The sequence below is a fragment of the Phenylobacterium sp. genome (assembly GCF_031181185.1).
Taxonomy (GTDB): domain Bacteria; phylum Pseudomonadota; class Alphaproteobacteria; order Caulobacterales; family Caulobacteraceae; genus Phenylobacterium.
The window spans coordinates 1-26,869 of sequence record NZ_JAPSKZ010000018.1 but is presented as its reverse complement, the minus strand read 5'-3'; the positions used below and the strand labels follow the sequence as shown (position 1 = coordinate 26,869).

The following is a 26,869-nucleotide window of genomic DNA, read 5'->3' as shown; positions in this document are numbered from 1 at the left end:
CGCGACGAGGTCGATCAGAGCGCCTTCTCGATCGCCTCGGTGACCTCGGAATCCAACGGGTCCGTGCGCGGACCGAAGGCCTGGATCGCCTGGCCGTCCTTGCCGACCAGGATCTTGTGGAAGTTCCAAACCGGCACCGCCGGCTCGCCCAGCTCCTGTTCGGCCCAGCGGTAGAACGGGTGCGCGCCCTCGCCTTTCACCTCGACCTTGGCGGTCAGCGGGAAGTCGACGCCGAAGCGGGTCTCGCAGAAGTCCTTGATCTCGGCCTCGGTACCCGGCTCCTGGCCGGCGAACTGGTTGCAGGGGACGCCCAGCACCACCAGGCCCTTGTCCTTGTAGGCCGAGTAGAGCTGCTCCAGGCCGTCGTACTGGGGCGTCAGGCCGCACTGCGAGGCGGTGTTGACCACCAGCACGACCTTGTCGCGGAAGGTGTTGAGCGGCAGCGGCTCGCCGCTGATGGTGCTGAAGGAATAGTCGTGCGCGCTGGACATGGCGTGCGCCTCCTTGGCTGCAGGCCTGAGGCTAGCGCCGTTACGCAGCGTCCTCCAACGCCTGTTCCACGGCGATGGCCAGGTCGAGGGCGCGGATGGCCTCTTCCGCCGTGACGATCGGCCGGGGCGCCTCGCCCCGCACCGCCTGCAGGAAGGCCTCGACGCTGGCGCCCAGCGGGTCGGCTGCGGCCGGCGTGTCGGCGAAGTCGGGGTTCAGGGCGAACGGCGTCGTGTTGCGGAAGGTGCGCGCCATGAAGTCGATCTCGACTTCGCCGGAAGGATAGACCACCCGCATGGTTCGCTTCCGGCCCTCGGCCAGGCGCGAGACGTCGAACAAGGCGGTGAAGCCTGAGTCGAAGCTGACCTCGGCCCGGGCCGCGTCCCACGCGCCGCTGGCGCCAAAGCGGCCCTCGCCTTCCGCCGTCACCGGCTCGGCCGTGGTGATCGAAAGCGCCAGGTCCAGGTCGTGCACCATCAGGTCCAGGACCGCCGAAACGTCCCGGCTGCGCTCGGAAGGCGGGCCATGGCGCAGGGCTTCCAGCAGCACCGGCTGTTCGGGCACGTCCAGCAGGCCCATGGCCCGGAACACCACCCGCTCCTGATGGCCGCAGGCGACGACCACCCCGGCGGCCGCGGCCGCGGCGCGCACCTTCTCGGCGTCGGCCACACTGATGGCGATGGGCTTTTCAATGTAGACCGGCTTGCCCGCGGCGATCGCCGCCAGCGCCTGTTCCGCATGCCAGGTGGCCGGCGAGGCGATGGTCACCACGTCCACGGCGTCGAGGAAGGCCTCCATTTCGTGGAAGGCGCGGCCGCCCAGGGGCACGGCCACCTTCGCCGCACGGTCGGGGTGCGGATCGAGTACGGCCGAAAGCGCCACGCCCGGCAGCTGGGCGTACTGGCGCGCGTGGTAGCCGCCGAACACGCCGGCGCCGATCACGCCGCCTCGCAAGATGCCGGTCATGGATTCCCCTTCGTCTGGGCGCCGGCGGCCTAGCATGCTCCGGCCGCTCGACGCCACTGCTCGACGCCATTGCTCGACGCCAGTGGGCCGCTCAGGCTAAACAGTTGTTTGAACCATGACTTGAGAGGACGCCCATGACCGTCGCGCGCGAGATTCGCCTGAAGAGCCGCCCCTCCGGGATGCCCACCCACGACAACTTCGAGCTGGTCTCGGTCGACCTGCCGGAGCCCGGTCCCGGTCAGGTGCAGGTGCGGAACCTCTGGATGACGGTGGACCCGTACATGCGCGGCCGCATGAACGACGTGAAGAGCTACGTGCCGCCCTTCGCCCTGGGCGAGGCCATGCAGGGCGGCGCCGTCGGCGAGGTGGTCGCATCGAACGATCCCAGCCTGAAGCCCGGCGACCTGGTGCAGTCGATGCTGGGCTGGCGCGACGCCTTCAACGCCCCGGTCGGCGCACTGCAGAAGCTGGACACCCACGGCCTCCCGCCCCAGGCTTTCCTGGGCGTCGCCGGCATGCCGGGCCTGACGGCCTATGTGGGTTTGCTGCGGATCGCGAGCCTGAAGGACGGCGACGTGGTGTTCGTCTCCGGCGCGGCCGGCGCGGTGGGCTCGGTCGTCTGCCAGATCGCCAAGGCCAAGGGCCACACAGTCATCGGCTCGGCCGGCGGGCCGGAGAAGGTCGCCTTCCTGAAGGATATCGGCGTCGACCACGCCATCGACTACAAGGCCGAGCCCGACCTGACCGCGGCCCTGATGCGCGCCGCGCCCGACGGCATCGACGTCTACTTCGACAACGTGGGCGGCGAACACCTGGAGGCGGCGCTGACGGCGGCCCGTCCCTTCGCCCGCTTCGCCGAGTGCGGGATGATCTCGATGTACAACGCCAACGAGCTGCCGCCCGGCCCCAAGAACCTGATGCTGGTCGTGGGCAAGCAGCTGCGCATCCAGGGCTTCATCGTCTCGAGCCATGCCGACATGCAGGCCGAGTTCCAGCGCGAGCTGGCCGGCTGGGTGCGCGAGGGCAAGATCACCTGGAAGGAGACCGTGTTCGAGGGCCTTGAGCGCGCGCCCGACGCCTTCCTCGGCCTCTTCAAGGGCGAGAACCTCGGCAAGATGCTGGTGAAGCTCGCGTAGGCCGGGCGGAGGGGGTAAAACCCCTCCTCGTCCCCTGCCCCGGAGCCTGCCAAGTGCCGCGCCTGTTCAGCGCCTATGTGATTGTCGATTGGAGTGCGGCGGCGAAGCCGACCACCGGGGCGGACTCGATCTGGATCGGGGTGCTGAAGCGGGACGTGCGCTTCCGCCTCGCCTTCGAGAGCTACAACCCGGCCACCCGCGCCGAGGCCGAGACGCGGCTGACCGCCATCCTCGACGACCTGAAGAAGCGCAACGAGCGCTGCCTGATGGGCTTCGACTTCCCGCTGGGCTTCCCGCGCGGCTTCGCGGCCGCGCTGAAGCTGCCAGGCGAAGAGCCTTGGCGGGCGACCTGGGACCAGCTCAACAAGATGGTCAAGGACAAGGCCGACAACACCAACAACCGCTTCGGGGTGGGCTCCGAGATCAACCGGCGCATCACCGGCGGCCCGTTCCCGTTCTGGGGCTGCCCGCCGAAGGATGCGCTGACGACGCTGCAGCCCAAGCGCACCCGCGCCCACGGTCCCGATGACCTGCCCGAATTCCGGCACGCCGATCTGGCCGCCAAGGGCGCGGCCTCGATCTGGAAGCTCTACTACAACGGCTCGGTCGGCGGTCAGGCGATCCTGGGCATCCCATTCGTGCGCCGGCTGAAGCTGGCCCGCGGCGAGGGCTTCCGCGTCTGGCCGTTCGAGACGGGGTTCAAGGCCCTGACCGAGGCCGACCTGGCCGGCGTCGATGTCGTCGCGGCCGAGGTCTACCCCTCGATGCTGAAGCCCCAGGGCGCGCCCGGCGAGGTGAAGGACCTGACGCAAGTCCGCACCACGGCTGAACATTTCGCCCGCCTGGACGAGCAGAGCAAGCTGGGCGCGCTCTTCGCGCCGCCGAAGGACACGGCGCCCGACGTGGTGCTCGACGCCGAGCGGGAGGAAGGCTGGATCCTGGGGGCGGGAGCGTAGAGCAGCCCGCCTAGAGCCCCCTGCGGCTGAGCATCCAGAACCGGCCCAGCAACAGGGCGCACGAGACGAAGCTCGCCACGATCACCGCCCAGACGATGCCGTTGATGCCCAGCCTCATCGGGATCGCCAGCCAGTACGCCAGCGGCATCATGATGGCGATGTAGCTGGCCAGGTGGGTGTAGGTCGGCAGCCAGACGTCGCCGCGCGCGCGCAGCGCCTGGGCGGCGACCACCTGCAGAGCGTCGGGGAAGAAGAACAGGCACGACAGCGCCAGCGCCGGCGCCGCCATCGCGATGGTCGCGGCGTCCTTGGTGTAGCCGTGGCTGATCAGGTCGGCGGCAGGCCAGATCGCCAGCGACACGATCAGGCCGAACACCGCCGTCACGCCGAACGAGACCACCCCGGCGCGCGCAACGCCCGCGCGGTCTCGCGCGCCGTAGGCCGTGCCGACCAGCACCGCGGCGCCGGTCGCGAGGCCTAGCGGAACCATGAAGACGATGGCGGCCACGTTCAGCACGATGGCCCAGGCGGCCACGGCCAGGCCGCCGATCCAGCCGGCGATGACGTTCATGCTGGCGAAGGCCGAGACCTCCAGGAAGTTCGAAAGACCCGCGCCATAGCCGATGCGGCGCTGCTCGGCCTCGGCCGGACGATCGCGCTCGGGCTTGCGGAAGACGCCGAGCGCCCTCGCCTCCGGCAAGAGGAAGATGAAGGCCAGCGTCGCCAGCGCGAGGAACATCCGCGCCCCGAAGGTGCCCCAGGCCGCACCCACCGCGCCCATCGCCGGCAGGCCGAAGGTCCCGGGCACGAACAGCAGGACGAGGGCCAGATTGACGACATTGGCCGCCCACATGGCCACCGCCGCCGGTCCCGGCCGAGACAGCCCTTCGAGCCAGAACGTGGCGGCGACGCTGACCGCATAGGGCGTCAGCGACAGCGAGAACACCAGGAGCGCCCGGGTGGCGCCGTCCGCCAGGTCCGACTCAAGGCCGATAACGTGCAGGAACGGGGGGCCCACGAGCGCCAGAAAGATCGTCGAGGCGATCCCCAGCCAGAAGCTGTAGGTGAGCCCGCGACGCAGCACAGCCCCCGTGCGCTCGCGCCGGCCCTCGCCGATGGCCCGCGCGGTCATCACCTGCACGCCCACGAGGAGACCCACCAGCGCGGTCAGGATCACGCTGGTCGGGGCCCAGCCCAGGGCGTGGTAGCCCAGCTCGCGCGCCGAGAACCGGCCAACCACCACCGCGTCGGTGAGGCCCATGGTCATGATCCCCAGGCGCGACAGCACGACCGGCCCCGACAGCTTCAGCAGCTGGTTCAGGTCGGCGCGCACGAGCGAGGGATTCTGGGCCGCGGCGCGGTCCATGACGTTGGTTCCGGTTTTCAAAGAGGCGCGGAGACTGCGCCGCCCAGCCCGGCTGGACAAGGGCGGCGGCAGTCCCGTCGATCGTCTGTGCTGAAGCGTGGCCGCAAGGCCACGGCGGTCAGATGTTGACCGCCGCCCGCTTAGACAGGTCCACCCGGTCTTCCTTCAGCTTCTCGGCCACCAGGAAGGCCAGCTCCAGCGCCTGCTCACCGTTCAGGCGCGGGTCGCAGTGCGTGTGGTAGCGGTCGGCCAGGTCGCCCTCGGTCAGCGCGCGGGCGCCGCCCAGGCATTCGGTGACGTTCTGGCCGGTCATCTCCAGGTGCACGCCGCCGGGGTGGACCCCTTCGGCCTTGCAGGTGTCGATGAAGCTGCGGACCTCCGACAGGATCCGGTCGAACGGGCGGGTCTTGTAGCCGGAGTTCGCCGTCAGGGTGTTGCCGTGCATCGGATCGATCGCCCAGACCACGTTGCGGCCGCTGGCCTTGGTGGCCCGCAGCAGGCGCGGCAGCCGGTCCTCGATCTTGTCGTAGCCGAAGCGGCCGTAGAGCGTCAGCCGGCCCGCCTCGTTCTTCGGATTCAGAACGTCGATCAGGCGCAGCAGCTCGTCCGGCTCCAGGGTCGGGCCGACCTTCAGGCCGATGGGGTTCTTGATGCCGCGGAAGAACTCGACGTGCGCGTGGTCAAGCTGGCGCGTGCGCTCGCCGATCCACAGCAGGTGGGCCGAGGTGTCGTACCACTCGCCCGAGGTGCTATCGACCCGGGTCATGGCTTCCTCGTAGCCCAGCAGCAGGCCCTCGTGGCTGGTGAAGAACTCCACCCGGTGCATCTCGGGATGGGTCTCGGGCGTGACTCCGATCGCCGCCATGAAGGTCAGCGACTCCGAGATCTTCTCCGACAATTCGCGGTAGCGCGCGCCCTGCGGGCTGTCGTTGACGAAGCCCAGGGTCCACCGGTGGATGTTGTAGAGGTCGGCATAGCCGCCGCCCGCGAAGGCGCGCAGCAGGTTCAGGGTCGCCGACGACTGGCCATAGGCCTGGATCAGCCGCTGCGGATCGGGGATCCGCGCCTCGGGCGTGAACTCCATGCCGTTGATGTTGTCGCCACGGTAGCTGGGCAGCTCCACGTCCCCGATCTTCTCCACCGGGGACGAGCGGGGCTTGCCGAACTGGCCGGCCATGCGGCCGACCTTCACCACCGGCTTGCCGCCCGCGAAGGTCAGCACGACCGCCATCTGCAGGATCAGGCGGAACAGGTCGCGGATGTTGTCCGCGTGGAATTCCTTGAAGCTCTCGGCGCAGTCGCCGCCCTGCAGAAGGAACGCGCGGCCTTCCGACACCTCGCCCAGCAGGCTCTTCAGACGGCGCGCCTCGCCCGCAAACACCAGCGGCGGCATCTTGCGAAGGGTCTGTTCCACCTGCGAAAGCGCGGCCGGATCCGGATAGTCGGTCGGCACGTGCTTGGCGGGTTTCCCTCTCCAGGATGCAGGCGTCCAGTGTTCGGTCATCGCTCCATACTCCGCGCCGCAATACGTGGGGTTCCGGCCCCCGCGGCGGAAGCGGGCTTCTACCCCGAGAAGGCCGCCGCGGTCGACGTTTTTGCTGCGGTGCGGCGAATTTCACCGGTCTGCGGGGCAGGATTCTCCCCGCTCATCAGGCCGACGATCACGCAGGCCAGCGCGCCGAGGCCCAGCCACCACTCCTGCCAGATCCCGAAGTTGATGGCTCCGAACAGCAGATAGACCGCCGCCGAGGCGCAGGCCGCGGTGGCGGCGAGGTCCGCGCGCTCGCGGCTCAGCCGCCGCAGCAGGAAGGCCCAGAAGAGCGCCGCGCAGACCGCGCCCGGGACGCCCAGCTCCAGCCAGACCTGAAGGGCGCCGTTGTGCGGGTGCAGGATGATCTCGGGGCTGAAGGCGCGGCTCGCGTCCAGGCCCCAGCCGCGGATCGGGTGGACGGCGATGGCGTCCAGCGAATGGCTCCAGTAGCCCAGCCGCTGGGCCCAGGAGTCCGGCGGCGTGATCGTCATCTGCAGGGCGCGCAGCAGGCTGCGCAGGCCCAGCAGGGCGGCCGGGGTCAGCAGGAAGAAGGCCGCCGCGGCGAGCGCCAGCGCCTTCGGGCCCGATCGCGGCAGATTGAGCACGACCACGCCCACGAACACGCTCAGGCCCACCGCCAGCACGGGAGCGTCGGACAGGAACAGGAAGGCCAGCAGGCCCGCGCCGATCGCCATGGGTGCGGCCAGCCACCACGGCTGGCCCGCGCGCATGCCGCCCGCCGCGACCACCGGCCACAGCAGCGCCATGCCGAAGCTCGCCTGGGCCAGGTTCTTGCGCGCCAGGTCCGGCCTGGCGGGATCGCCGATCGCCGCCCGGATGGCCTGATAGACCGCGCCGCCGGTGAGCGCCTCGACCACCATGACCGCGCCCACGGCCGCCAGCCCCCAGGCGAGGATACTCAGCGCACGCCGGCGCAGAAAGGGATCGGCGCGGCGCGCGCCGCACCAGGCGGCCCAGTAGAGCGGCAGTTGCAGCGCGAGCTTCAGGGCGATGCTGTCCTCCAGCTCGTCAGGCCGATGCGGGCTCCACGAGGCGGCCATGCCGGCCCAGACGAGCCCTGCAAACAGCATCACCGCGACCGGCCGGTCCTCGTCCTCCAGCCGCAGCGCCGGCAGGCACAAGAGCCCCGCGAGGCCCATCAGCGGCGCGAACGCCAGCGGGCCCAGCCAGGCGATCGGGATCGCCAACACCGCGGCGCCGATCATCACCCAGCCGCACCAGGCCTCCAGTCGGCCGGACGCGCTTCGAGGGACAGGCCGCGATCCGTCTTGGTGACGCAGGATCAAGCGACCTGGCCCAGCGCCGGCGGCGTGTGCTTCTCGCGCATCGTCACCAGCTCCTCGGCCAGCGTCGGGTGCACGGCGCAGGTGGAGTCCCACTGCGGCTTGGTTACGCCCATCTTCAGCGCGATCGCGGCCATCTGGATGATCTCGGGCGCGTCGGGACTGACGACATGGCAGCCCAAGATTTTCTCGCTCCCCTGCTCCACCACCAGCTTAATCAGGCACCGCTCGTCCAGGCCGACGAAGGTGTATTTCATCGGCCGGAAGCGCGAGAGGTAGATGTCCACCTTGCCGCCGTGGGTGTGCCGCGCCTCCGCCTCGGACAGGCCCACCGAACCGATCGGCGGCTGCGAGAACACCGCCGAGGCCACCATCTCGTGGTCGAAGCGCGTCGGCCGCTTGTTGAACTCGGTGTCGGCGAAGGCGTGGCCCTCGCGGATCGCGACCGGCGTCAGGTTGATGCGGTCCGTGACGTCGCCCACGGCCCAGATGTTGTCGACGTTGGTGCGGGAGTAGTCGTCCACCTTCACAGCGCCGCGCTCGTCCAGCTCGACGCCCGCGGCTTCGAGGCCGAGACCTTCGACATAGGGTTCGCGGCCCAGCGCGAAGAGCACCAGGTCGCTCTCGCACGGCGACATGCCGTTGGTCAGGCGGCTGACCAGCCCGGTCGGCGTCTTCTCGATGGCCGCGTGCTGGGTGCCCAGGAGCACCTTGATGCCGCGCTTCTCCATCTCCTCGGCCACGTGCGAGCGCACGTCGTCGTCGAAGCCGCGCAGGATGTTCGGGCCGCGATGCACCAGGGTCGTGTCCACGCCCAGGCCGTTGAAGATGCAGGCGAACTCGACGGCGATGTAGCCCCCGCCGGCGATGACGATCCGCTTCGGCAGTTGCTCGATGTGGAACGCCTCGTTGGAGGTGATGGCGTGCTCGATCCCGGCCAGGTCCTTGGGCATCCAGGGCCGCCCGCCCGTGGCGATCAGGATCTTCTCGGCGGTGACCCGCCCGCGGCCCTCCACCTCGACGGTGTGACGGTCCACGAGCCGCGCCTTGCCGTGCACGAGCTCGGCGCCGGCGTTCTGCAGGTTGCGGACATAGATGCCCGACAGACGGCCGATCTCCTTGTCCTTTTCGCGCAGGAACGTGGGCCAGTCGAAGCGGGCGTTCTCCACGCTCCAGCCGTAGCCTTCGGCCAGCTTGAAGCCGTGGGCGAACTCCGAGGCGTAGACCATGAACTTCTTCGGCACGCAGCCGCGGATAACGCAGGTGCCGCCGACGCGGTGCTCCTCGGCCACCAGCACCCGTGCGCCCGAAAGCGCCGCCACGCGCGCGGCGCGCACACCGCCCGAGCCCGCGCCGATCACGAAGAGGTCGTAGTCGTATCCCGCCAAGTCGGAGTTCCTTCGCTTCAGGGCTCGAGCGTGCGTACGCCGTCGGGCCCGCCGATCAAGGCCTGGTCGGCCAGGTCGAGGAACAGGCCGTGGTCCACGACCCCGGTGACGCTCTTCAGCGCCGCGGCGAGCGCCGCCGGCTCCTCGATCCGCCCGCAGGCTGCGTCATAGATAAGGTTGCCGCCGTCGGTTCTCACCGGCTGGCCGTCCTTCAGGCGCAGGCGGGGCGCGATGCCGATGTCGCATTCGGCGAGCGCGTCGCAGATCCTGAGCGAGGTGGTCTTGTGCCCGAAGGCGACAACCTCGATCGGCAGGGCGAACTTGCCGAGCGTGGTCACCACCTTGGCGGCGTCGGCGATCACGACGCAGCGCTTCGAAGCTTCCCAGACGAGCTTCTCGCGCAGCAGGGCCGCGCCGCCGCCCTTGATGAGCGACAGGCCGGGCCCGATCTCGTCCGCCCCGTCGACGGTCAGGTCGATTTCGCGGGTCTCGCCCAGCTCGGCGATCTTCATGCCCAGGCTCGTGGCAAGCTCGGCGGTGGCCTGCGAGGTCGCCACGCCCACGATGTCCAGCTTGCGCGCCGCCAGCGCCTTCACGAACCAGGCGGCCGTGGAGCCGGTGCCCAGCCCCACCACCATGCCGTCCTCGACCAGGGCCGCGGCGGCTTCGCCGACGGCCTGCTTCTGCGCGTCTGCGTCGCTCATTTCTTCTTCGCTGCTGCTTTCTCGGCCGACTTCTTCTCGCGGAAGGCCCTGGCCCAGCCGGCCTTGTCCGCTTGCGTGCTGCGCTCGAGGGCGAGCGCGTCGTCCGGCACGTCGCGGGTGATCACCGAGCCCGAGCCGGTCATGGCGCCCGCTCCCACCTTCACCGGCGCCACGAGGGCGGTGTTCGAGCCGATGAACGCGTACTCGCCCACCTCGGTCCGGTATTTGAAGAAGCCATCGTAGTTGCAGAAGATCGTGCCGGCCCCGATGTTCGCGCCCGCGCCCACCGAACCGTCGCCCAGGTAGGACAGGTGGTTGGCCTTGGCGCCCGCGCCCACCGTCACGTTCTTCACCTCGACGAAGTTGCCGATATGGGCGTCGGGTCCGATGTCGGCGCCGGGCCGCAGCCGGGCATAGGGGCCGACCAGGGCGCCCGACCGGACCACCGCGCCCTCCAGATGGCTGAAGGCGCGGATCACCGCGCCGCTCTCCACCTTCACGCCCGGGCCGAAGACCACGAACTGTTCGATCGTGACCCCGGGCTCGATCTCGGTGTCCCACGAGAAGTGCGCCGTCTCCGGCGCCAGCATCGTCACCCCCTCGGCCAGGAAGTGGGCCCGCCGGCGCTGCTGCCAGATCGCCTCGGCCTGGGCGAGCTGGGCGGGCGTATCGCAGCCCATCACCGCCGTCTCGGGCGCGGAATGGGCGCGGACCAGGCCGCCCTCGTGCACGGCGATGCCGACAATGTCGGTGAGGTAGTATTCGCCCTTGGCGTTGTCGTTGCCGACCTGCGACAGCCAGCCGAACAGCCGGGCCCGGTCGGCGGCCATCATGCCGGCGTTGCAGGTCTTCACCGCCCGCTCCTCGGGCGTGGCGTCGCGCGCCTCGACGATGCGGATGACGTGGCCGTCCGCGCCCTTGATCACGCGGCCGTACAGCAGCGGGTCCGCGGGCTCGAAGGTCAGCATGGCCAGGTCGACGCCCTTGGCGCGCAGTTCGAACAGCGGCGCGAGGTCGGTGGCCGACAGCAGCGGGGCGTCGGCGTAGGTGATCAGCACGTCGCCGTCGAAATCGGCCAGGTTGTCCTTGGCGGCGAGCACGGCGTGGGCCGTGCCCAGCGGCTCCGTCTGGACCGCGACGGCGGCGGCGCCCAGCCGCTTCTCCACGGCCTCGCGCACCGAAGGGCTATGCGTGCCGACGACGACGACTATGCGCTCGCAGCCCGTCGCCTGCACGGTGTCGATCATGCGGTCCAGGTGGCTGCGCCCGCCCACCTTGTGCAGCACCTTTGGGATCGGCGACTTCATGCGCGTGCCCTGTCCGGCGGCCAGGATCACGGCGGCTCTGGCGGTCATGCGGCGAAGGCTCCTGGTCAGGCTCTGAGTCACGGACGCCGAAACGCCTTAGCAAGCCTTGTGGTCCGGCGCGACACCGGGCTAGCGTCCCGCCTCCATCGGGGGAGCTTCCATGACATCGTCCCAGCGTTTCACGAGCCTGCTGGCCGCCTGCGCGGTCGCAGCCCTGTCCGTCGCGCCGGCCGTCCAGGCTGCGCCGGACCTCGCATTGGAAGAGCGGTTCAAGGCGCAGCTGAACCCCGCCGAGATGGGCGGCTGGCTGAAGACCATGTCCGCCCTGCCGATCCACGTGGGCGCGCCGCACAACAAGGCGAACGCCGAAATGACCTTGAAGCAGTTCAAGGACTGGGGCTGGGACGCGAAGATCGAAACGTTCTGGGTTCTGTATCCCACGCCGCAGGAGGTGGGGCTTGAGCTGGTCAGCGGGCCCGGCGCGCCGTTCAAGGCCACGCTCACCGAGCCGGCCGTTCCCGGCGACGAGAGCAGCACCCGCCAGCAGGACGCCCTGCCCGCCTACGTCGCCTTCCAGGGCGACGGCGAGGTCACCGCACCACTGGTCTACGTCAACTACGGCATGCCCGCCGACTACGACGCGCTGGAGCGCATGGGCGTGTCGGTGAAGGGCAAGATCGTCATCGCTCGCTACGGCCAGGGCTGGCGCGGCCTGAAGCCCAAGCTGGCCCAGGAGCACGGCGCGGTGGGGGCCATCATCTATTCCGACCCGCGCGACGACGGTTATTCCGCCGACGACGTCTATCCGAAAGGCGCCGCGCGCCCACCCACCGGCTTCCAGCGCGGTTCCGTGGCCGACATGACCTATGCGCCGGGCGATCCCACGACCATCGGCTATGGCGCGACGAAGAACGCGAAGCGGACGCCGCGCGAACAGTCGCCGACCATCCTGAAGATCCCGACGCTGCCGATCTCCTACGGCGACGCCCAGGTGCTGCTGAAGTCCCTGGATGGCCCGGTCGCGCCGGCCTCGTTCCGCGGCGGCCTGCCGATCACCTACCACGTGGGCGGCAACGGCGGTCAGGTGCGCCTGAAGGTGAAGTCCGAGTGGACGCCCAAGCCGGCCTACAACGTCATCGCCAAGCTGAAGGGCTCGGAGAAGCCGGACGAGTGGGTGGTCCGCGGCAACCACCGCGACGGCTGGGTGTTCGGCGCCACCGACCCGATCTCGGGCCACGTGGCCATGATGGGCGAGGCCAAGGCGCTTGGCGACCTGAAGAAGGCCGGCTGGAGGCCGAAGCGCACGATCGTCTATGCCAGCTGGGACGCCGAGGAGCCCATGCTGCTGGGCTCCACCGAATGGGCCGAACAGCACGCCGCCGAGCTGAAGAAGAAGGCGGTGATCTACATCAACTCCGACTCCAACGCCCGGGGCTTCCTGGACGTGGACGGCAGCCACGCCTTCCAGCACCTGGTCAACCAGGTCGCCGCCGACGTGAAGGACCCGCAGACCGGCGTCTCGGTCCGCGACCGGCTGCGCGCGCGATACGCCGTGAACGGAACCGCGCCGGGCGCGTCCGAACAGGCCCGGAGCGTCGCAAAAATTGCGCTGGATCCCGCCAAGGACCTGCCCATCGGCCCGCTGGGCTCGGGCTCAGACTATTCCGCCTTCCTGCAGCACCTGGGCCTGCCTGCCCTGAACGTCAGCTACGGCGGCGAAGGCGAGTCCGGCGGGGTCTATCACTCGGCCTACGACACCTATGAGCACCACAGCCGGTTCGTCGACCCGGGCCACGTCTATGCGGGCGCCCTGGCCGACACCATCGGACGCCTGGTGATCCGCATCGCCGACGCGGACCGTCCGGTGCAGCGCTACGGCGACTTCGCCCACACCGTCGCCGGCTACCTCGACGAGGTGAAGCGGCTGGACGCCGCCAAGCGCGACGAGGCCGCCGTCCAGGCCAAGCTGCTGGCCGCCGGCGCCTACAAGCTGGCCGACGACCCGACCCAGTCGCGCGGCGATCCCGCGGCCTTCGCCCCCTCGCCCGCCCTCGATTTCGCGCCGATGGACCAGGCCGTGGTCCGGCTGAAGGCCAGCGCCGAGGCCTTCGATCGGGCCCTGGCCGCCAAGGGCGACGCGCTGACACCCGCCCAGCGCAGGCGGCTCGACGCGATCACGCTCACGCTGGAGCAGCGCCTGCTGCGCGAGAAGGGCCTGCCGCACCGGCCCTGGTACCGGAACATGATCTATGCGCCCGGCCGCTTCACCGGCTACGGCGCCAAGACCCTGCCCGGCATCCGCGAGGCCATCGAAGAGCGGCGCTTCGACGACGCCCGCACCTACGTCGGCCTGACCGCCGAGGCCTTGACCGACTACGCCCAGGGGCTGGACCAGGCGACCGCGGTGATCAATGGCGGCTAAGGACCTGCAGGGCGCGGTGATCGCTTTCGACCTCGACGGCACGCTGGTCGACACCGCGCCCGACCTGATCGGCACGCTGAACGAGCTGCTGGTGGCCGAAGGCGTCCGGCCGTTCCCGCTCGACGAGGCCCGGCCGTTCATCGGCAAGGGCGCGCGCTGGCTGATCCAGCGCGGCTTCGCCGAGGCCGGCGCGCCGCTGGACGAAGCCCGTGTCCCCGTCCTCTTCGACCGCTTCATCGCCCGCTATCTCGAACGCATCGCCGACGAGAGCCGGCCCTATCCCGGCTGCGTCGAAGCCCTGGATTCGCTGAAGGCCCGGGGCGCGAAGCTCTGCGTCTGCACCAACAAGCTTACCGGCCTCTCGGCCTCGCTGCTGGGCGCGCTGGGAATCGCCGACCGCTTCGAGGTGGTCGTAGGCGCCGACGCCGCCCCCGCCATCAAGCCCGACCCGAGACACCTGGCCGCCGCCGTGGACGCCGTCGGCGGCGACATGGCCCGTACGATCATGGTGGGCGACGCGGCCACCGACGCCGGCGCCGCGCGGGCCGCCGGCGCGGGCCTGATCCTGGTCAGCTTCGGCTACACCGAGACGCCGGCGGCCGAGCTCGATCCCGACATCCTGATCCACCACTTCGACGAGTTGCCGAACGCCTGCGAAAGGCTGCTCGGCGCTTGCGAGGCGTAAGCCTTCCGGCTATACGCCCCACCTCCCGCGCGACCTGATCTCGACGGTCGCGCTTCGGCGGATGCGTAGCTCAGCGGGAGAGCACCTCGTTCACACCGAGGGGGTCACAGGTTCAATCCCTGTCGCATCCACCATCCTTCGCCGAAGTTCGAAAGACGAATGTTCTCAAGCCTCGGGCTGTGCCGTGCCCGGCTGGGGACTAGCCGCGGCCGCAACTTGTCGGTAGCGATGGCAGCCTTCGTCCGGCCCGGTGTTGGCGGGACTAGCAACACAGAGACGGATTGGATGAGCCAAGCGAATCCCAGCCAAGAGCCCGCGGCGGCCGCCTCGCGCAAGACGCTGGGCGCGACCACCTATCGCGACTTCATCGCCGAACTCCTGCGGAAAAAGGGCGCGAGGAACTATCTTGAGATCGGCGTGCGCGACGGCGCGACCCTCGCCAAGGCGGAATGCCACTCCATCGGCGTCGATCCGAACTTCACCCTTAAGCACGATCCGCTTGGCAGGAAGCGGGTGCTGCACCTTTATCAGATGACGAGCGACGAGTTCTTCCGAGACCACGATCCGCGCGATGTGTTCCGCGGCTCGGTGGACGTCGCCTTCCTCGATGGGCTCCACCTCTTCGAGTACTTGCTGCGGGACTTCATCAACACCGAACGGACCTGTGATCGACGGTCCGTCATCCTGCTCGACGACTGCCTTCCTCCAAACATTGAGATGACGGAGCGGACGCATCGGCCCGAGCAACGGCGAGATCAGGCCGTGGCGCAGTGGTGGACGGGCGACGTCTGGAAGGTGGTCTCGATACTGCGGGAACTGCGTCCCGAACTGCGCATCACCCCCGTGGACGTCCGCCCAACCGGCAGCATCATGGTCAGCAACCTCGACCCGGACTCAACCGTGCTCTACGAGCGCTACTTCCAGATCATCGATCGCTACCGAGACCTCCAGTTTACGCCTGATAGTTTCGAGACATACTGGACCGTGAACCGACCGGTCGCGGCCGAGACGTTGCTCCACGAGTTTGATCTCTCCCTTTACATTCGGGCTTGAAGCTCGGGCGAAGCAGCCCCTCCGCATCCGCGCCAAATAAGGCTCCACAAAATGGTTCACCGCACGGCGATCACGAACGCCAAGCTCTTCTTCGACGCTTATGTTCGACCTCTGGGGGAAGTGACGGTGGTCGAGATCGGATCTCAGAACGTGAACGGGTCTATCCGGGATCAGTTTGTCGGCGTGAAGTACATCGGGCTCGACTTCGCCAAAGCCAAGGGCGTCGACATCGTCCTTGAGGATCCCTACGCGTTTCCTCTCGAGGACGAGAGCATCGATGTTGTCGTAAGCAGCTCCTGTTTCGAGCACTCCGAGTTCTTCTGGCTAACGTTCTTGGAGGCCATCCGCATACTCAAGCCTGGCGGGCTTTTCTATCTGAACGCTCCGTCCAACGGCCCAGTACACGGCTATCCGGTCGATTGCTGGCGCTTCTACCCCGACGCAGGCAGCGCCCTCGCCCGCTGGGCGGTTCGGCAGGGCTATGACGTCATCGAACTGGAATCCTACACCTCCGATCAGGCGGGCGGGTATCTCAACGACTACGTCGCCGTTTTCCTGAAAGACTCCACGAAGCTGGACGCGCACCCCAACCGGATCCTTCCCCGCATCAAGGACTACTCCAACGGGCGGCTGCACGGCGCGCGGGAGATTACTCACCAGCAGCAGCTCACCGAGGACCAGCGCGCGCTTAGGGCGCTACAGAATTACCTCAAAGATCGCCTACGGCCGATCTAATGCGCCGGCCTTAGGGTCACCCGCCCCGCGGGGGCGCCGGGGAGATCTCAGGATCTTGGATCCTCAACTCGATCCAGGGTTCCGGCCGGTTCCGGCGCACGATCACCACGATGCTGTCGTAGAAGCAGACCGAGAAGGTGGCGCGGCAAAGGTCCGACGCCGGCAGTGGGGCGGCTCGCTGGTGAGGCGGGGTTCGCAGCGCTCCGAAGTTCGAGCGCTTGCCTGTCCACTCATGGAGCACGGAGACTAGATCGCGGGCGTAGTCGATGAACGTCCGTCCCTGCGGGTCGTCCAGCCAACCACCGCCCCAGAATTGGGTGCAGACGTCCTCGACTAGGTACACGCCCGGCGACTTCATGTGGGGGTAGAGCGTCTCGAAGCTGACGATCATCTGATTGGCGGTGTGCCCGCCGTCGTCGATCACGACATCCAACGGCCCGGTCTCGGCAACGACACGGCGCAGGAAGTCAGGATCGGCTTGACTGCCGATGAACACCTTCGAGTCTGGCGGGCCGCGATGTTCACACGCCGGGTCCACGTCAACCCCGAAGACCCGTGCGCCCTCACCGAAGTAGTCCTTCCACATGTGCAGCGCCCCGCCATTCTGCACGCCGATCTCGAGTATGGTCGGCGCCCGGCCGCGGAAGCCGTCGAGGTGCTTATGATAGACATCGAAGTAATGATGGAGCTTGTCGATGGGGGGCCGGCCTTTCGCCCCGCGCAGAAAGCTTTGGTACAGGGGATTGAGCAGGGAGGATTGCGGAGGGCTCGACATGGTCTCTGCTTAGCACCGCCGCCCGCGTGCGCGCAAAGCCGGTCGCCAATGTCACCGCAGCCGACAGATGTTAGCCTCTCGTTGGGCGATTCGCCTCGCCGCACCCATTTGGAGTCACAATCTTGAGGCGCGGTCCTTCGACGCGCAGCGATGCAACCGACGCTGCTGAGCTCCGCCTGGCCCAAGCCGCCCCGCTCACGGCGCGCCGCGTCCTCTACGCCGGAGACAATTTCGAAGGGTTCCTGGCCGCGTATGGCCGTCGCAATCCCAACGCGCCCGTCCAGTACTTCGCGGGCGAAGCACAGGACGACGCTCTGGTCGATCTGGTCGTGCTCGGACCAGGCGCGCCCCTCGAAGACCTTCTCGCCAGCGTTCGTCTGGCGGCGGGCGGAGCCCTGGCCATCGCCGGGGGGGCCCACGGGGAAAAGCCATCCGCGCAGCTGGCGGCGCGCGGGTTCACGGTCGTGAAGACCCGAGGCACCGAAACACAGCCGGTGTGGATCGCGCAAGACGCGGCCGACGCCCGCCACGGGCGCTTACACGTCGAGTTCTGGGCGTTCGCCCCCAAGCTCCTAGACATCCGCACGCGGCTGCCCACGACGCAACTCGATACGGATCCGCGGATCGTCGCCCATTTCCGCACGGCGCCGTTCAACCTGCCGGACCTGCCTGATCGGACCCCCAGGATCGTGATCTGCCAGCGCCCGGGCGCCTATTCTTTGCAGGCACTGCGTCAATGGCTGGCGCCTACCCTCGCCGCCGGCTGGCTTCCGGTTCTGGAGTACGACGATCACCCCGAGCTTGTGGCGGCCGTCACGGGCGTCGCTTCGAGCGAGCAGACATGGAATATCGCTCGGGGGATGGCCGCCGTCCAAGTGTCTACGGAGAAGCTTGCCGAGGCGTTCTTGCGGCACAACCCAGAGGTGGCCGTCTTCCCCAATTCGGTGTTCGACCTTCCGCCGTTTCCCGAAGGCGACCGGCCGCGACGGGTCTTCTACGGCGCCGTCACGCGCGGACCGTTTGCCGTGGAGGTAGCGCGCTCGCTCACGCCGGCGATACGCCAGTTCCCCGACACCGAGTTCGTAGTCGTCGGCGACCAGGCCGTGTTCGACGCCTTGCCAACGCGCCGCAAGCGGCTCGAGTCGTACATGCCGTACGAACGCTACCTCGAGCTGATGCGGACTTGCACCGTTACGCTCTCGCCCTTGTCCGGCGGTCCAGCGCACGAGGCGAAGAGCGACGCCAAGTTTTTAGACGCGGCCCAGAGCGGGGCGCTGATCATCGCTTCCCCCCTCGTCTACGCCGATGTGGTGCGGCACGGGGAGAACGGGCTGATCGCCCGCAGCCGCGAGCAATGGGCGCCGCTCCTCGCCAGGGCGCTTCGCGATCCCGGCAAGCGCCGCGAGATGGCCAGGCGGGCGTGGCAGGAAGTCCGAGACCGCCGCATGTTCGCCGACCAGATCGGTCGTCGTCGCGACTGGTATCTAGAGCTCTGGGCTCGGCGGGATGCGCTGCAGCGTGAGATCTGTGACCGCTTGCCAGGCCTGCGCGAGGCGATAAGCGCACTCCGCTAAGGCGGCGCATTCACGCCGGAGCCGCCTCCCGCGGCACGGGCGCGTACTGGTCGATGAAGGCCTGGTGGCTGGGCAGCTTGGCCACCGCCCCGTCGATGTTGCGCTTCAGGTCGGCGAGCGCCATCTCCAGCTGCTCCGGCGGCATCAGCGCCCCCATCAGGTGGTGGGTCTTCGGCCGGATGCGTTGGCCCAGCATCACCTGCAGCCACGAGTCGATCAGGAACAGCTCGCCGGGGATGTGATAGACCTGGGCGGTCTCGCGGAAGAGGTCGATCCGCTCCTTCAGCGACGCGGGAATCTCCATCGTCCGGCAGCGGTTCCAGTACGGCGTGTCCGTCCGCTCGGTCGCGTTGTAGTGCAGGATGATGAAGTCGCGGATGCGCTCGATCTCCTGGTTGGCCAGGAAGTTGAAGCGGTTCTGAAGCGCATCGTTCACGCCGTGGAACGGGAACAGCTGCAAGAGCCGCGTCACCGCGATCATGATCATGTGCAGCGAGGTCGCCTCCAGAGGCTCGATGAAGCCAGCGGCCAGGCCGATCGAGACGCAGTTCTTGTCCCAGGCCTTCTTGCGACGGCCGGGCCGGAACTGGAGCTTCCAGGGATCGGTCAGCTTCTCGCCCTTCAGCTGGCTCAGGAAGGTCGCGGTCGCCTCGTCCTCCGACATGAACTCGCTGCTGTAGACCCAGCCGTTGCCTTCGCGGTGCTGCAGCGGGATGCCCCATTGCCAGCCCGCCGTATGCGCCGTGGCCCGGGTGAGCGGCAGCGGCGGCTGCGTCGTGCGCGTCTGGCAGGCGATGGCGCGGTCGTTCGGCAGCCACTGGCCCCAGTCCTCGAAGCCCGCCTTCAGAGTCTGCTCGATCAGGAGCGCGCGGAAGCCGGTGCAGTCGATGAAGAGGTCGCCCTCGACCCGCTCGCCCGATTCCAGGACCAGCGCGGTGATGTGGCCGCTCTCGGGGTGCTGCTGCACCTCACGGATCTTGCCCTCCACGCGGCGCACGCCCTTGTTCTCGCAGCGCCGGCGCAGGTACTGGCCGAAGCGCGTCGCGTCGATGTGGTAGGCGTAGTTCATGGGGAAGTTCTCGGCCATGTAGAACTTGCCCTCCTCCGAGGCGCGAAGCTCCAGGCAGTAGTCTCCAAGGTCGCCGCCGAAGCCCTGGTCCTTCGCCTGCATCCACATGTGGTGGAAATGCGCCATCAGGGTCGATTTGCCGACCTGGCCGAAGGAGTGGATGTAGCGGTCGCCGACCTCGCCCCAGTTCTCGAACAGGATGCCCAGTTTGAACGTGGCGCCCGTCTCGCGCATGAACTCGCGCTCGTCGAGCCCCAGGAGGTGCACGAACGTCCGCGCCGTCGGGATGGTGGATTCGCCCACGCCCACGATGCCGATGGCGTCGGACTCCACGAGGGTGATGTCGAGCAGCCCTCCCAGCTGAGTGGACAGCGCCGCCGCCGCCATCCATCCGGCCGAGCCGCCCCCGGCGACCACCACCTTCTTCACGATCTGGTCTTGCATGCGTTTCCCCCCGCGTTGCGCGGTTAACGGTTCAGGCGATTGAGCAGTTGGGCCCGCAGCCGCCGGGCGCGGAGCTCGTCCAGGGGGCCCAGCGGCCCTTGCGCCGCCGGCGGCAGGTGCGCGGCAGGCCGCTCGGCCGGGCCGAAGACGTAATAGTTGAACAGGGCCTTCCAGCCGGCCTTCTCGTGCGCCGGGCGATCGCGGAGGCTGAGCAGCGCGTGCAGCAGCGTCGTCTGCGGCGTGTCCATGAACGCCGGCGCGGCGTTCCACCAGTAGTTCACCAGGATGTTGAACGGCTCCAGCGCCTCGACCTGGTGCCACCACAGCGCCGGATAGATCAGCACGTCGCCGGGCTCGAGCTCGGCCACCTGCGCCGCGGCGAGGGCCTCGCGGAACCGGGGATGGCGGTCGAAGTCCGGCCGCTCGAAGTCCACCAGACTCACCACCTGCCCGCCCGGCGTCGGCTCCAGCGGCCCGGGATACAGGTTCTCGATCTGCTCGGGCGGGAACAGCGTGAACCGCCGGCGGCCCGCCACGCAGCAGGCGATGTTGTTCGACATGTCGTAGTGGGCCGCCGCCGTCGTGCGGTTGCCGATCCAGATGCTCACCAGCGGCGGCTGCGGCTCGAACGCGGCGGGATCCAGCCCCAGGTCGTTCTCCGCCCGGAGCCCGGGCAGATAGCCGTCCACGTCGGTCGAGCCGATGTAGAGCGACGGCGGGTCGTCCTCGTCCAAGGTTTCGGCCAGCCGGTCCAAGAAGGCCCCCAGGCCCAGCCGCGCGGTGCGGAAGTTCAGGCCGGTCATCGCCGGATCGTAGTGGAACCGGCCCTTGATCTCGGGCGGGCCCTCATAGGCGGTCACCGGATGGCCGGCGTCATAGCCCTTCAGATAGGCCATCGCGGCGCGGGCCGACTGCAGGCCCTGGCGGACCAGCGGCCAGTCGCGCGCCAGTCCCTTGAAGACCACCGGCTTCTGCTCGCGCACCAGATCGTTGATCCGGATGTCGGCGGGCCGCGCCCCGGTTAGGGCCTCGACGCGACGCGCGCCTTCCATCACAGCCCCGCCAGCTTGCGGTTCTTGGCCTCCACCAGCCAGGCCATGTTGCCCAGCGACGAGAGCACCGCGTATGCCGCCCGCAGCAGCCCCGACTGGTTCAGCCGCTCGAGCTCGGCGCCGGGCAGCGCCGCCAGGCGCTCGTGCGAGATCATGTAGACGTCGGGCAGGTCGTAGGCCTCGCGGTCGTTCAGCTTCACCTCCAGCGCCACCGGCTCGATCAGCCCCAGCTCGTCGAAGGCGGCGAAGAAGGGGCCGTTCACCTCCAGCCCATCGTAGAGCGTGCCCAGGAGCCGCGCGACGTGCTGCAGGTAGGGCGCATTGCCGCCGGCCGGCAGGAACAGCGGCTCGCCCTCGGTGCGGCTGACCCGCGGGTGGTCCAGGTCGATGTGGATCATCGGCTGGCCGCCCTCGCCGCCGGGACCCGCGTCCTGCAGCGCGATCGAGAACGGCCCCCGCTCTTGCGAGGCCGGGATGTAGCGGGCGTTCCAACGGGCGCCTTCGAGGTAGAGGTTCTCGTCCCGGTCCAGGCCCAGCAGCGCCACGGCCTGGTACTTGCCGTCGGCGTCCTTGCGGAACAGGATCGGGTATTCCCGCTGCAGCGCGTCGAATTCGGTGGGGAAGACCAGCACCTGGTTCACCGCGTCGCCGAACTCGGGGCCGCGACGGGTGATCACGCGGAGCTCCGCGTGGTCCACGTTGTTCAGCAGCACCCTGTTCGTCATCGCACGCTCGCCCCAGCGGAAAGAGGCCGCTGCGAACAGCGGCCTCCCGTCTTGCCGGCCCAACTCCTAGCCAGACTAGAACTTGTACCGCACCCCCAGAAGGTAGCGCGTGTCCAGTTCCTGCGCGAACCACAGCTGGTCCTCGTCGCGTGCGTGGGTCCGCAGGTGCTCCTTGAAGAGGTTGATACCTTCGAATGAGACCGCGATGTTCTCGTTCACGTCGTAGCTGACGTTCAGGTCCACCTGGTCGAAGGCCTCGACGAACACCGGGTTGCGCGAGCCGCCGCGGTTGGTCGCCGCCAGGAACTTGTCGCGCCAGTTCCAGGCCACACGGGCCGAGAAGCCGTACTTCTCGTAGATCAGCGTCACGTTGGCCGTGTCGCTGAGCCCCAGCAAGGCGAACTGGTCCTGGCCCGGATCGGCGCCGATGTCGAAGCCGATATCGCCGTCGACGAAGGTGTAGGCGCCGGCGATCCCGAAGCCCGTCTCCCCGAAGAAGTGGGTCCCGGCGACTTCGAAGCCCCAGATCTTGGCCGAGCGGTTGTTGATCGGCTGCGCCACCTGGAAGTTGAACAGCGGGTCGCTGGCGTTCGCCTCGATGTCCATCGAGGCCAGGATCTGGTCGACGAACGCCTGGTTCAGGTCGCCCAGGCCGCCGCCCGGAAGCGTCTGGCGGTTGGCCTGGAACTGGGACTGGGCCGCGGCCACGTTGCCGGCGTTCTGGATGATCAGGGCCGTGGCCGTGAACAGGTTCACGTCGGTCTGGTCGGCGCCCACGTCCGTGAGAAGCTGCCGCGCCTGGCCGGAACGGGTGCCCGCCTGACCCGAGCTCGGGTCGCGCAGGCCGAACAGGTTGCGCATCACCGTGCCGGTGCCGACGAAGTTGTTCACCCGCTTCTCGAACAGCGCCGCCGAAACGAAGCTGCCCGGCTTGTAGTACCACTCCAGCGAGACGTCGAAGTTGTCCGAGATCAGCGGCTCGAGGTCAGGGTTCCCCGCGGTGCCCAGCGGAACGGCCCCGTTGGCGATCGGCCGGTTGGGCGCCTGGGCGGTCACGGCTGCGAACAGGTTGCCGTAGTCGGGCCGCGCGATGGTGCGGCTGAACGAGGCGCGCGCCACCACGTCGTCCATGACCTCGATCTGGAAGTCCAGGGAGGGCAGCAGGTTGTTGTACTTGCCCGAGCCTTCGATCGGCTCGAACGTCGCCGTGGTCGCGACGCTGAAGTCGTTGTCGGCGGTCCAGACCACCGCCCGCGGCGTCCGGATCAGCGAGGTGGAGTCCACCTTGGTCCGCTCGTAGCGGATGCCGGCGACCATGCTGGCCGGCCGGTCGGCGATCTCGCCCTTCCAGGTCAGCTGGCCGTAGGCGGCGAGGATCTTCTCCTGCACGCGGTTGTCGTTCTGGCCCGTGATGCTGATCGGGTTGCCGCGCGCCAGGTAGGCGGCCGAAAGGGCGTCATACAGCGCGAGCGGATCGCCCCGGAAGGCGATCAGCCCCGAGCCGCTCTGGCCCGGATCCAGCTCGTTGAACGCGCAGGCCAGGCAGAACTCCTGAACCAGGTTGCCCGCGTACTGCGAGATGTCCCGGGGATTCGAGATGCCCCAGCTGCCCAGGTCCTGCTGGGTGTTGATGTTGGACTGCCGCATCTCGGAGTCGCGGTAGTTCGCGCCGAATTCGAAGCGGCTGCCCGAGTCGTCGAGGTCCCAGGCGCCGTCGAAGCGGAGCTCCTTGATCTCCTGCGACTGTCGTTGCGAGAACGTGCGCGCCACCTGGCTGCCCAGGTCGCCGGCGTCCAGCCTGCCGTTGCCGTTTCCGCGCGGGGCCGCGTCGTTGACGGTAATGCTCTGCACCGGGATCGTGCCCGTGAAGTCGACCGAGTGCGCGGCGATGACCGGGGCGCCCATCGACAGCATCGTCGAGCTCGCGCCATTCCGAGCGCCGGGCTTGCTGTTGGCCCGCGAGATGTGGCCGTCCAGCGACAGGGTCAGGCGCTCGTTGACCTCCCAGGAGCCGTTCAGCGCGTAGGACTCCAGCGTGTCGGTGTTCGCCCGGTACTGCTGCTCGAACCCGGCGTCCTTGGTGCCGCTCAGCGTCTCGCTCAGGAAGACGGCGGTGGCCACGACCGGGTTGTCGTCGAAGGTGACGCGGTCGAACGGGCGGTTGAACCAGTTGCCCTGGTCGCTCCGGTGCTCGTTGGCCTTGTTGCGGGCGTACAGCGCATCCGCCGTGATGACGACGCTCTCGACCGGCTGCCACTGCAGGGTCACCTGGCCGTTCATCCGCTCGCGCTGGCCTTCCGACAGGTGGTAGCGGCTGTCGTTCGGGATCGCGACCAGCGTGTTCGGATCCGTCGGCCCGTTGGTGATCTGGGTGCCGTTATTGTTCCGGACGAAGCCGTTCGAGGGGTTCAGGAAGTCCGAATAGCGGCGGATGTTCCAGTCGTTGACGGTCGAGGATCGGGTCGTGAAGTTCCGCTTCTGGTAGCTGCCGAACACGGTGACGCCGAACACGTCGTTCGGGTCCGTCCAGTTCACCAGGCCCGAGACTTCCGGCGTGATCTTGGTGGCGTCGCGCTGGCTCTCCTCGACGCTGGTGTCGTACAGCGCCTTCACGCCGATCGAGCCGCTCAGGCCCTCCTCGGCGTCCAGCGGGCGGCGGGTCCGCACGTTGATCGAAGCCCCGATGCCGCCCGACGGGATGGCGGCGCGGCCGGTCTTGTAGACCTCCAGGGCGCCCACGCCTTCCGAGGCCAGGTTCGAGAAGTCGAACGAGCGGCTGGTGCCGCCGGCGAAGTCCGCGTTCTGGTCGCCGCCCACCGTCTGCACGTTCGCCGTCGGCATCGTGCGGCCGTTCAGGGTCACCAGGTTGAAGCCGCCGCCGAAGCCGCGGACGGTCACCTCCTCGCCTTCGCCGTTCCGCCGATCGATGGCGACGCCCGGGATCCGCTGCAGGGATTCGGCGAGGTTGGTGTCCGGGAACTTGCCGATGTCCTCGGCGACGATCGCATCGACGACGCCGCTCTGGCTGCGCTTGATGTCGATGGCTTCCTCGATCGACGCCCGGAACCCGGTGACGACGATTTCATCCACTTCCGTGCCCGGCGCAGGCGACTGCGCGCTGGCGTGGCCCGCCGCGAGCACAGCGGCTGACAGCGCAATGAAGGAAGCAGACGTACGCAAGCTGTTGAGCCGATTCATGGGTATCCCCCCTGATGTTTTTGCGCGAGAGAAGATCTCGTGATTTTACGACGCAGCATCCCGCCGGCCGCATACCGCGATGCAGGCCGCCGAATACTGCAGAACATGTTACGTTAGCGGTACCAGTTCTACTCCAGATCGGTCAATACGCGTACTGATGTTTCACCAACTGACTTTCGACTGCGGCGCCTCCGCCACAACCGCTAAGGGCAGACGCCGTCGTTCTGGTTCGGCGCGAGCCGCAGTTCGCCGATGGACAGGCCCAGCCGACCGGCCGTGGCGAACGAGACCGGCGAAGCCACCGCCGTCAGGTCCTCCCCGCCTTGCCGGAAGCAGGCCAGCTTGAACTTCACTGTCCGCCACTCGCCGGACGGCGCGCCGTTCAGCACGCCTTCGATCGGCAGGGCGGTCGCGCCCACGCCCAGCCGCACCGGCGCGCTCGGGCGCTGGTCGACGCGGTAGGTCATGAGCAGGGTCACGTCGCCGTTGGCCTGGCGGCTGAGGTCGACGGGCGGGCCGACCACCCTCGCCTCACCCGGCCGGGTCCAGGTCAGCTTGCGGCCGGCGCCCTGCTGGGCGGCCGTGTCCACGGCGCTCAGCGTCACGGCTCCGCCGGGGCTCGCCGTCGTCGTGGGCCCTGCGTCGACTTCGCCAGCGGCGTCCTTCAGCTGCAACCGCCAGGGGCTGGCCAGCGCGCCGTTGACGAAGAAGCGGTCCGCGTTGACGGTCTCGGCCTTCACACCCGAGTCTTCGGAGAGCCGGCCGATCTCACGTCGGTCGCGATAGGTCAGTCCGTAGCCGTAGGCGAACAGCGGGTCGTACTTCGCATCGCCCCGGTTCAGCGACGTCTGGCTGGCCAGCTTGGGCCAGGAGAACGAGAGCTTGCCGCGGAAGTCGTGTCGCGCCTTGCCGCGGGCGTCGCCGATCAGCACGTCGGCCACGCCGCCGCCCTCGCTGCCCGGCAACCAGGCCGCCACGAAGGCGTCCGCCGCGTTCAGCTCGGGATTCACCCACATCGGCCGGCCCGACAGGAACACGGCGACGACAGGTATGCCCTGGCTCTTCAGCTTGCGCAGCAGCGCCAGATCGGTCTTGGCGCCCGGCTGGTATTCCAGGTGCGGCCGGTCGCCCATGAACTCGGCATAGGGCTCCTCGCCGAAGACGACGATCGCCACGTCGGGCTTGGTGTTGAAGCTGCCGTCGGGGCTGAGCTCCGCCTGGCCGCCGCCGGCCTCCACCGCCTCGCGAAGACCTGCCCAGATCGACTGGGCGCCGGGGAAGTCGCTCGCCTTGTTGCCTGTCCCCTGCCAGCTCAGCGTCCAGCCGCCCGACTGCTTGCCGATGTTGTCGGCCCCGTCGCCGGCGACCAGCACCCGCGCCGAGCTGCGGATCGGCAGCACGCCGCCGTTGTTCTTCAGGAGCACCAGCGACTCGCGCACCGCCTGGCGGGCGATGGCGCGGTTCTCGGCCGAGCCGATGTTCTCGAGCTTGCCTTCCAGGGGTCGCGGTCCGAACAGGCCGGCCTTGATCTTCACCCGCAGGATCCGGCGCACGGCGTCGTCGATCCGCGCCATCGGAATCTCGCCCGAACGGGCCTGGGCCAGGGTGTTCTTGTAGAGCCCCTTCCAGCTATCCGGGGCCATCAGCATGTCGATGCCCGCCTTGATGGCCTGGGGGCAGCTCTCGTTCGTGCAGCCGGGCACCTGGCCGTGGGCGTTCCAGTCGCTGACCACGAAGCCGTCGAAGCCCATGCGCCCCTTCAGCACGCCGGTCAGCAGGCTCTCGTTGCCGTGGACCTTCACGCCCTGCCAGCTGGAGAACGAGGCCATCACGGTCATGACGCCGGCGTTGATCGCCGCGGCGTAGCCGGGCGCGTTCAGCCGCGCGAGGTCGGCCTCGCTGTACTTGTTGTCGCCCTGGTCCTTGCCGTTCTCGGTGCCGCCGTCGCCGATGAAGTGCTTGGCCGAGCCGGCTACCCGGCCGGCTCGGC

21 protein-coding genes and 1 tRNA gene are annotated in these 26,869 nt (G+C 68.7%); 8 read left to right on the top strand and 14 right to left on the bottom strand.

Annotated features, from left to right (window positions below; genetic code table 11):
- Nucleotides 1-14 precede the first annotated feature (14 nt).
- Together RIF93_RS03735 and RIF93_RS03730 are read right to left on the bottom strand one after the other, a co-directional pair.
- Nucleotides 15-491: a glutathione peroxidase gene (locus RIF93_RS03735; protein WP_309088582.1), complete on the bottom strand. Its 477-nt coding sequence runs from the start codon at nucleotides 489-491 to the stop codon at nucleotides 15-17.
- Nucleotides 492-531: 40 nt separating this feature from the next.
- Nucleotides 532-1,455: a Gfo/Idh/MocA family oxidoreductase gene (locus RIF93_RS03730; protein WP_309088580.1), complete on the bottom strand. Its 924-nt coding sequence runs from the start codon at nucleotides 1,453-1,455 to the stop codon at nucleotides 532-534.
- A gap of 134 nt (nucleotides 1,456-1,589) precedes the next feature.
- On the opposite strand from RIF93_RS03730, the gene RIF93_RS03725 reads away from it, so the two are divergent.
- Nucleotides 1,590-2,591: an NADP-dependent oxidoreductase gene (locus tag RIF93_RS03725; RefSeq protein WP_309088578.1), complete on the top strand. Its 1,002-nt coding sequence runs from the start codon at nucleotides 1,590-1,592 to the stop codon at nucleotides 2,589-2,591.
- Between the two features lie 53 nt (nucleotides 2,592-2,644).
- A complete protein-coding gene (locus RIF93_RS03720) occupies nucleotides 2,645-3,547 on the top strand; it encodes a cobalamin biosynthesis protein CbiG (RefSeq protein WP_309088576.1) in 903 nt (300 codons plus the stop codon).
- A gap of 10 nt (nucleotides 3,548-3,557) precedes the next feature.
- Here RIF93_RS03720 and RIF93_RS03715 read toward each other — a convergent pair whose 3' ends face one another.
- From RIF93_RS03715 to glmU, 6 genes are all read right to left on the bottom strand, one after another.
- Complete coding sequence (locus tag RIF93_RS03715; protein ID WP_309088574.1) at nucleotides 3,558-4,913, bottom strand: MATE family efflux transporter; 1,356 nt, start codon at nucleotides 4,911-4,913, stop codon at nucleotides 3,558-3,560.
- Nucleotides 4,914-5,031: 118 nt separating this feature from the next.
- Entirely contained in the window at nucleotides 5,032-6,417 is a 1,386-nt protein-coding gene (locus RIF93_RS03710) for a class II 3-deoxy-7-phosphoheptulonate synthase (RefSeq protein ID WP_309088572.1), read from the bottom strand.
- Nucleotides 6,418-6,476: 59 nt separating this feature from the next.
- A complete protein-coding gene (locus tag RIF93_RS03705) occupies nucleotides 6,477-7,670 on the bottom strand; it encodes an O-antigen ligase family protein (RefSeq protein ID WP_309088603.1) in 1,194 nt (397 codons plus the stop codon).
- A 77-nt stretch (nucleotides 7,671-7,747) separates the two neighbouring features.
- Nucleotides 7,748-9,136: a glutathione-disulfide reductase gene (gor, locus tag RIF93_RS03700; protein WP_309088570.1), complete on the bottom strand. Its 1,389-nt coding sequence runs from the start codon at nucleotides 9,134-9,136 to the stop codon at nucleotides 7,748-7,750.
- 17 nt (nucleotides 9,137-9,153) lie between these two features.
- Nucleotides 9,154-9,840, bottom strand: a complete 687-nt coding sequence (rpiA, locus tag RIF93_RS03695) for a ribose-5-phosphate isomerase RpiA (RefSeq protein WP_309088568.1) — start codon at nucleotides 9,838-9,840, stop codon at nucleotides 9,154-9,156.
- A complete protein-coding gene (gene glmU / locus RIF93_RS03690; protein ID WP_309088566.1) occupies nucleotides 9,837-11,228 on the bottom strand; it encodes a bifunctional UDP-N-acetylglucosamine diphosphorylase/glucosamine-1-phosphate N-acetyltransferase GlmU in 1,392 nt (463 codons plus the stop codon). The genes rpiA and glmU overlap by 4 nt, the downstream gene beginning before the upstream one ends.
- Nucleotides 11,229-11,307: 79 nt before the next feature.
- Here glmU and RIF93_RS03685 point away from each other — a divergent pair, with 79 nt between their 5' ends.
- The 5 genes from RIF93_RS03685 to RIF93_RS03665 all read left to right on the top strand — a co-directional run bounded on the left by RIF93_RS03685 (nucleotide 11,308) and on the right by RIF93_RS03665 (nucleotide 16,042).
- Nucleotides 11,308-13,569, top strand: coding sequence for a transferrin receptor-like dimerization domain-containing protein (locus RIF93_RS03685; protein ID WP_309088564.1), 2,262 nt, complete (start codon nucleotides 11,308-11,310; stop codon nucleotides 13,567-13,569).
- A complete protein-coding gene (gph, locus tag RIF93_RS03680; protein WP_309088562.1) occupies nucleotides 13,559-14,254 on the top strand; it encodes a phosphoglycolate phosphatase in 696 nt (231 codons plus the stop codon). The genes RIF93_RS03685 and gph overlap by 11 nt, the downstream gene beginning before the upstream one ends.
- A gap of 59 nt (nucleotides 14,255-14,313) precedes the next feature.
- A tRNA-Val gene (locus tag RIF93_RS03675) sits at nucleotides 14,314-14,388 on the top strand.
- 94 nt (nucleotides 14,389-14,482) lie between these two features.
- Complete coding sequence (locus tag RIF93_RS03670; protein WP_309088560.1) at nucleotides 14,483-15,307, top strand: class I SAM-dependent methyltransferase; 825 nt, start codon at nucleotides 14,483-14,485, stop codon at nucleotides 15,305-15,307.
- Nucleotides 15,308-15,358: 51 nt separating this feature from the next.
- Nucleotides 15,359-16,042, top strand: coding sequence for a class I SAM-dependent methyltransferase (locus RIF93_RS03665; RefSeq protein ID WP_309088558.1), 684 nt, complete (start codon nucleotides 15,359-15,361; stop codon nucleotides 16,040-16,042).
- 16 nt (nucleotides 16,043-16,058) lie between these two features.
- On the opposite strand, the gene RIF93_RS03660 is transcribed toward RIF93_RS03665, so the two are convergent.
- On the bottom strand, nucleotides 16,059-16,817 hold the full coding sequence (locus RIF93_RS03660; protein ID WP_309088556.1) for a class I SAM-dependent methyltransferase: 759 nt from the start codon (nucleotides 16,815-16,817) through the stop codon (nucleotides 16,059-16,061).
- A 122-nt stretch (nucleotides 16,818-16,939) separates the two neighbouring features.
- Here RIF93_RS03660 and RIF93_RS03655 point away from each other — a divergent pair, with 122 nt between their 5' ends.
- Nucleotides 16,940-18,391 carry a glycosyltransferase gene (locus RIF93_RS03655; protein ID WP_309088555.1) on the top strand — a complete coding sequence of 484 codons (1,452 nt, stop codon included), beginning with the start codon at nucleotides 16,940-16,942 and terminating at the stop codon, nucleotides 18,389-18,391.
- A gap of 10 nt (nucleotides 18,392-18,401) precedes the next feature.
- On the opposite strand, the gene RIF93_RS03650 is transcribed toward RIF93_RS03655, so the two are convergent.
- From RIF93_RS03650 to RIF93_RS03630, 5 genes are all read right to left on the bottom strand, one after another.
- Entirely contained in the window at nucleotides 18,402-19,904 is a 1,503-nt protein-coding gene (locus RIF93_RS03650; RefSeq protein WP_309088554.1) for a tryptophan 7-halogenase, read from the bottom strand.
- Between the two features lie 23 nt (nucleotides 19,905-19,927).
- Nucleotides 19,928-20,956, bottom strand: coding sequence for a cupin-like domain-containing protein (locus RIF93_RS03645; protein ID WP_309088551.1), 1,029 nt, complete (start codon nucleotides 20,954-20,956; stop codon nucleotides 19,928-19,930).
- Nucleotides 20,956-21,681 carry a SapC family protein gene (locus RIF93_RS03640; RefSeq protein WP_309088549.1) on the bottom strand — a complete coding sequence of 242 codons (726 nt, stop codon included), beginning with the start codon at nucleotides 21,679-21,681 and terminating at the stop codon, nucleotides 20,956-20,958. The genes RIF93_RS03645 and RIF93_RS03640 overlap by 1 nt, the downstream gene beginning before the upstream one ends.
- A 75-nt stretch (nucleotides 21,682-21,756) precedes the next feature.
- Nucleotides 21,757-24,879: a TonB-dependent receptor gene (locus RIF93_RS03635; protein ID WP_309088547.1), complete on the bottom strand. Its 3,123-nt coding sequence runs from the start codon at nucleotides 24,877-24,879 to the stop codon at nucleotides 21,757-21,759.
- Between the two features lie 203 nt (nucleotides 24,880-25,082).
- Nucleotides 25,083-26,869: glycoside hydrolase family 3 N-terminal domain-containing protein (locus tag RIF93_RS03630; protein WP_309088545.1), on the bottom strand; the 1,787-nt coding region annotated here is incomplete at its 5' end.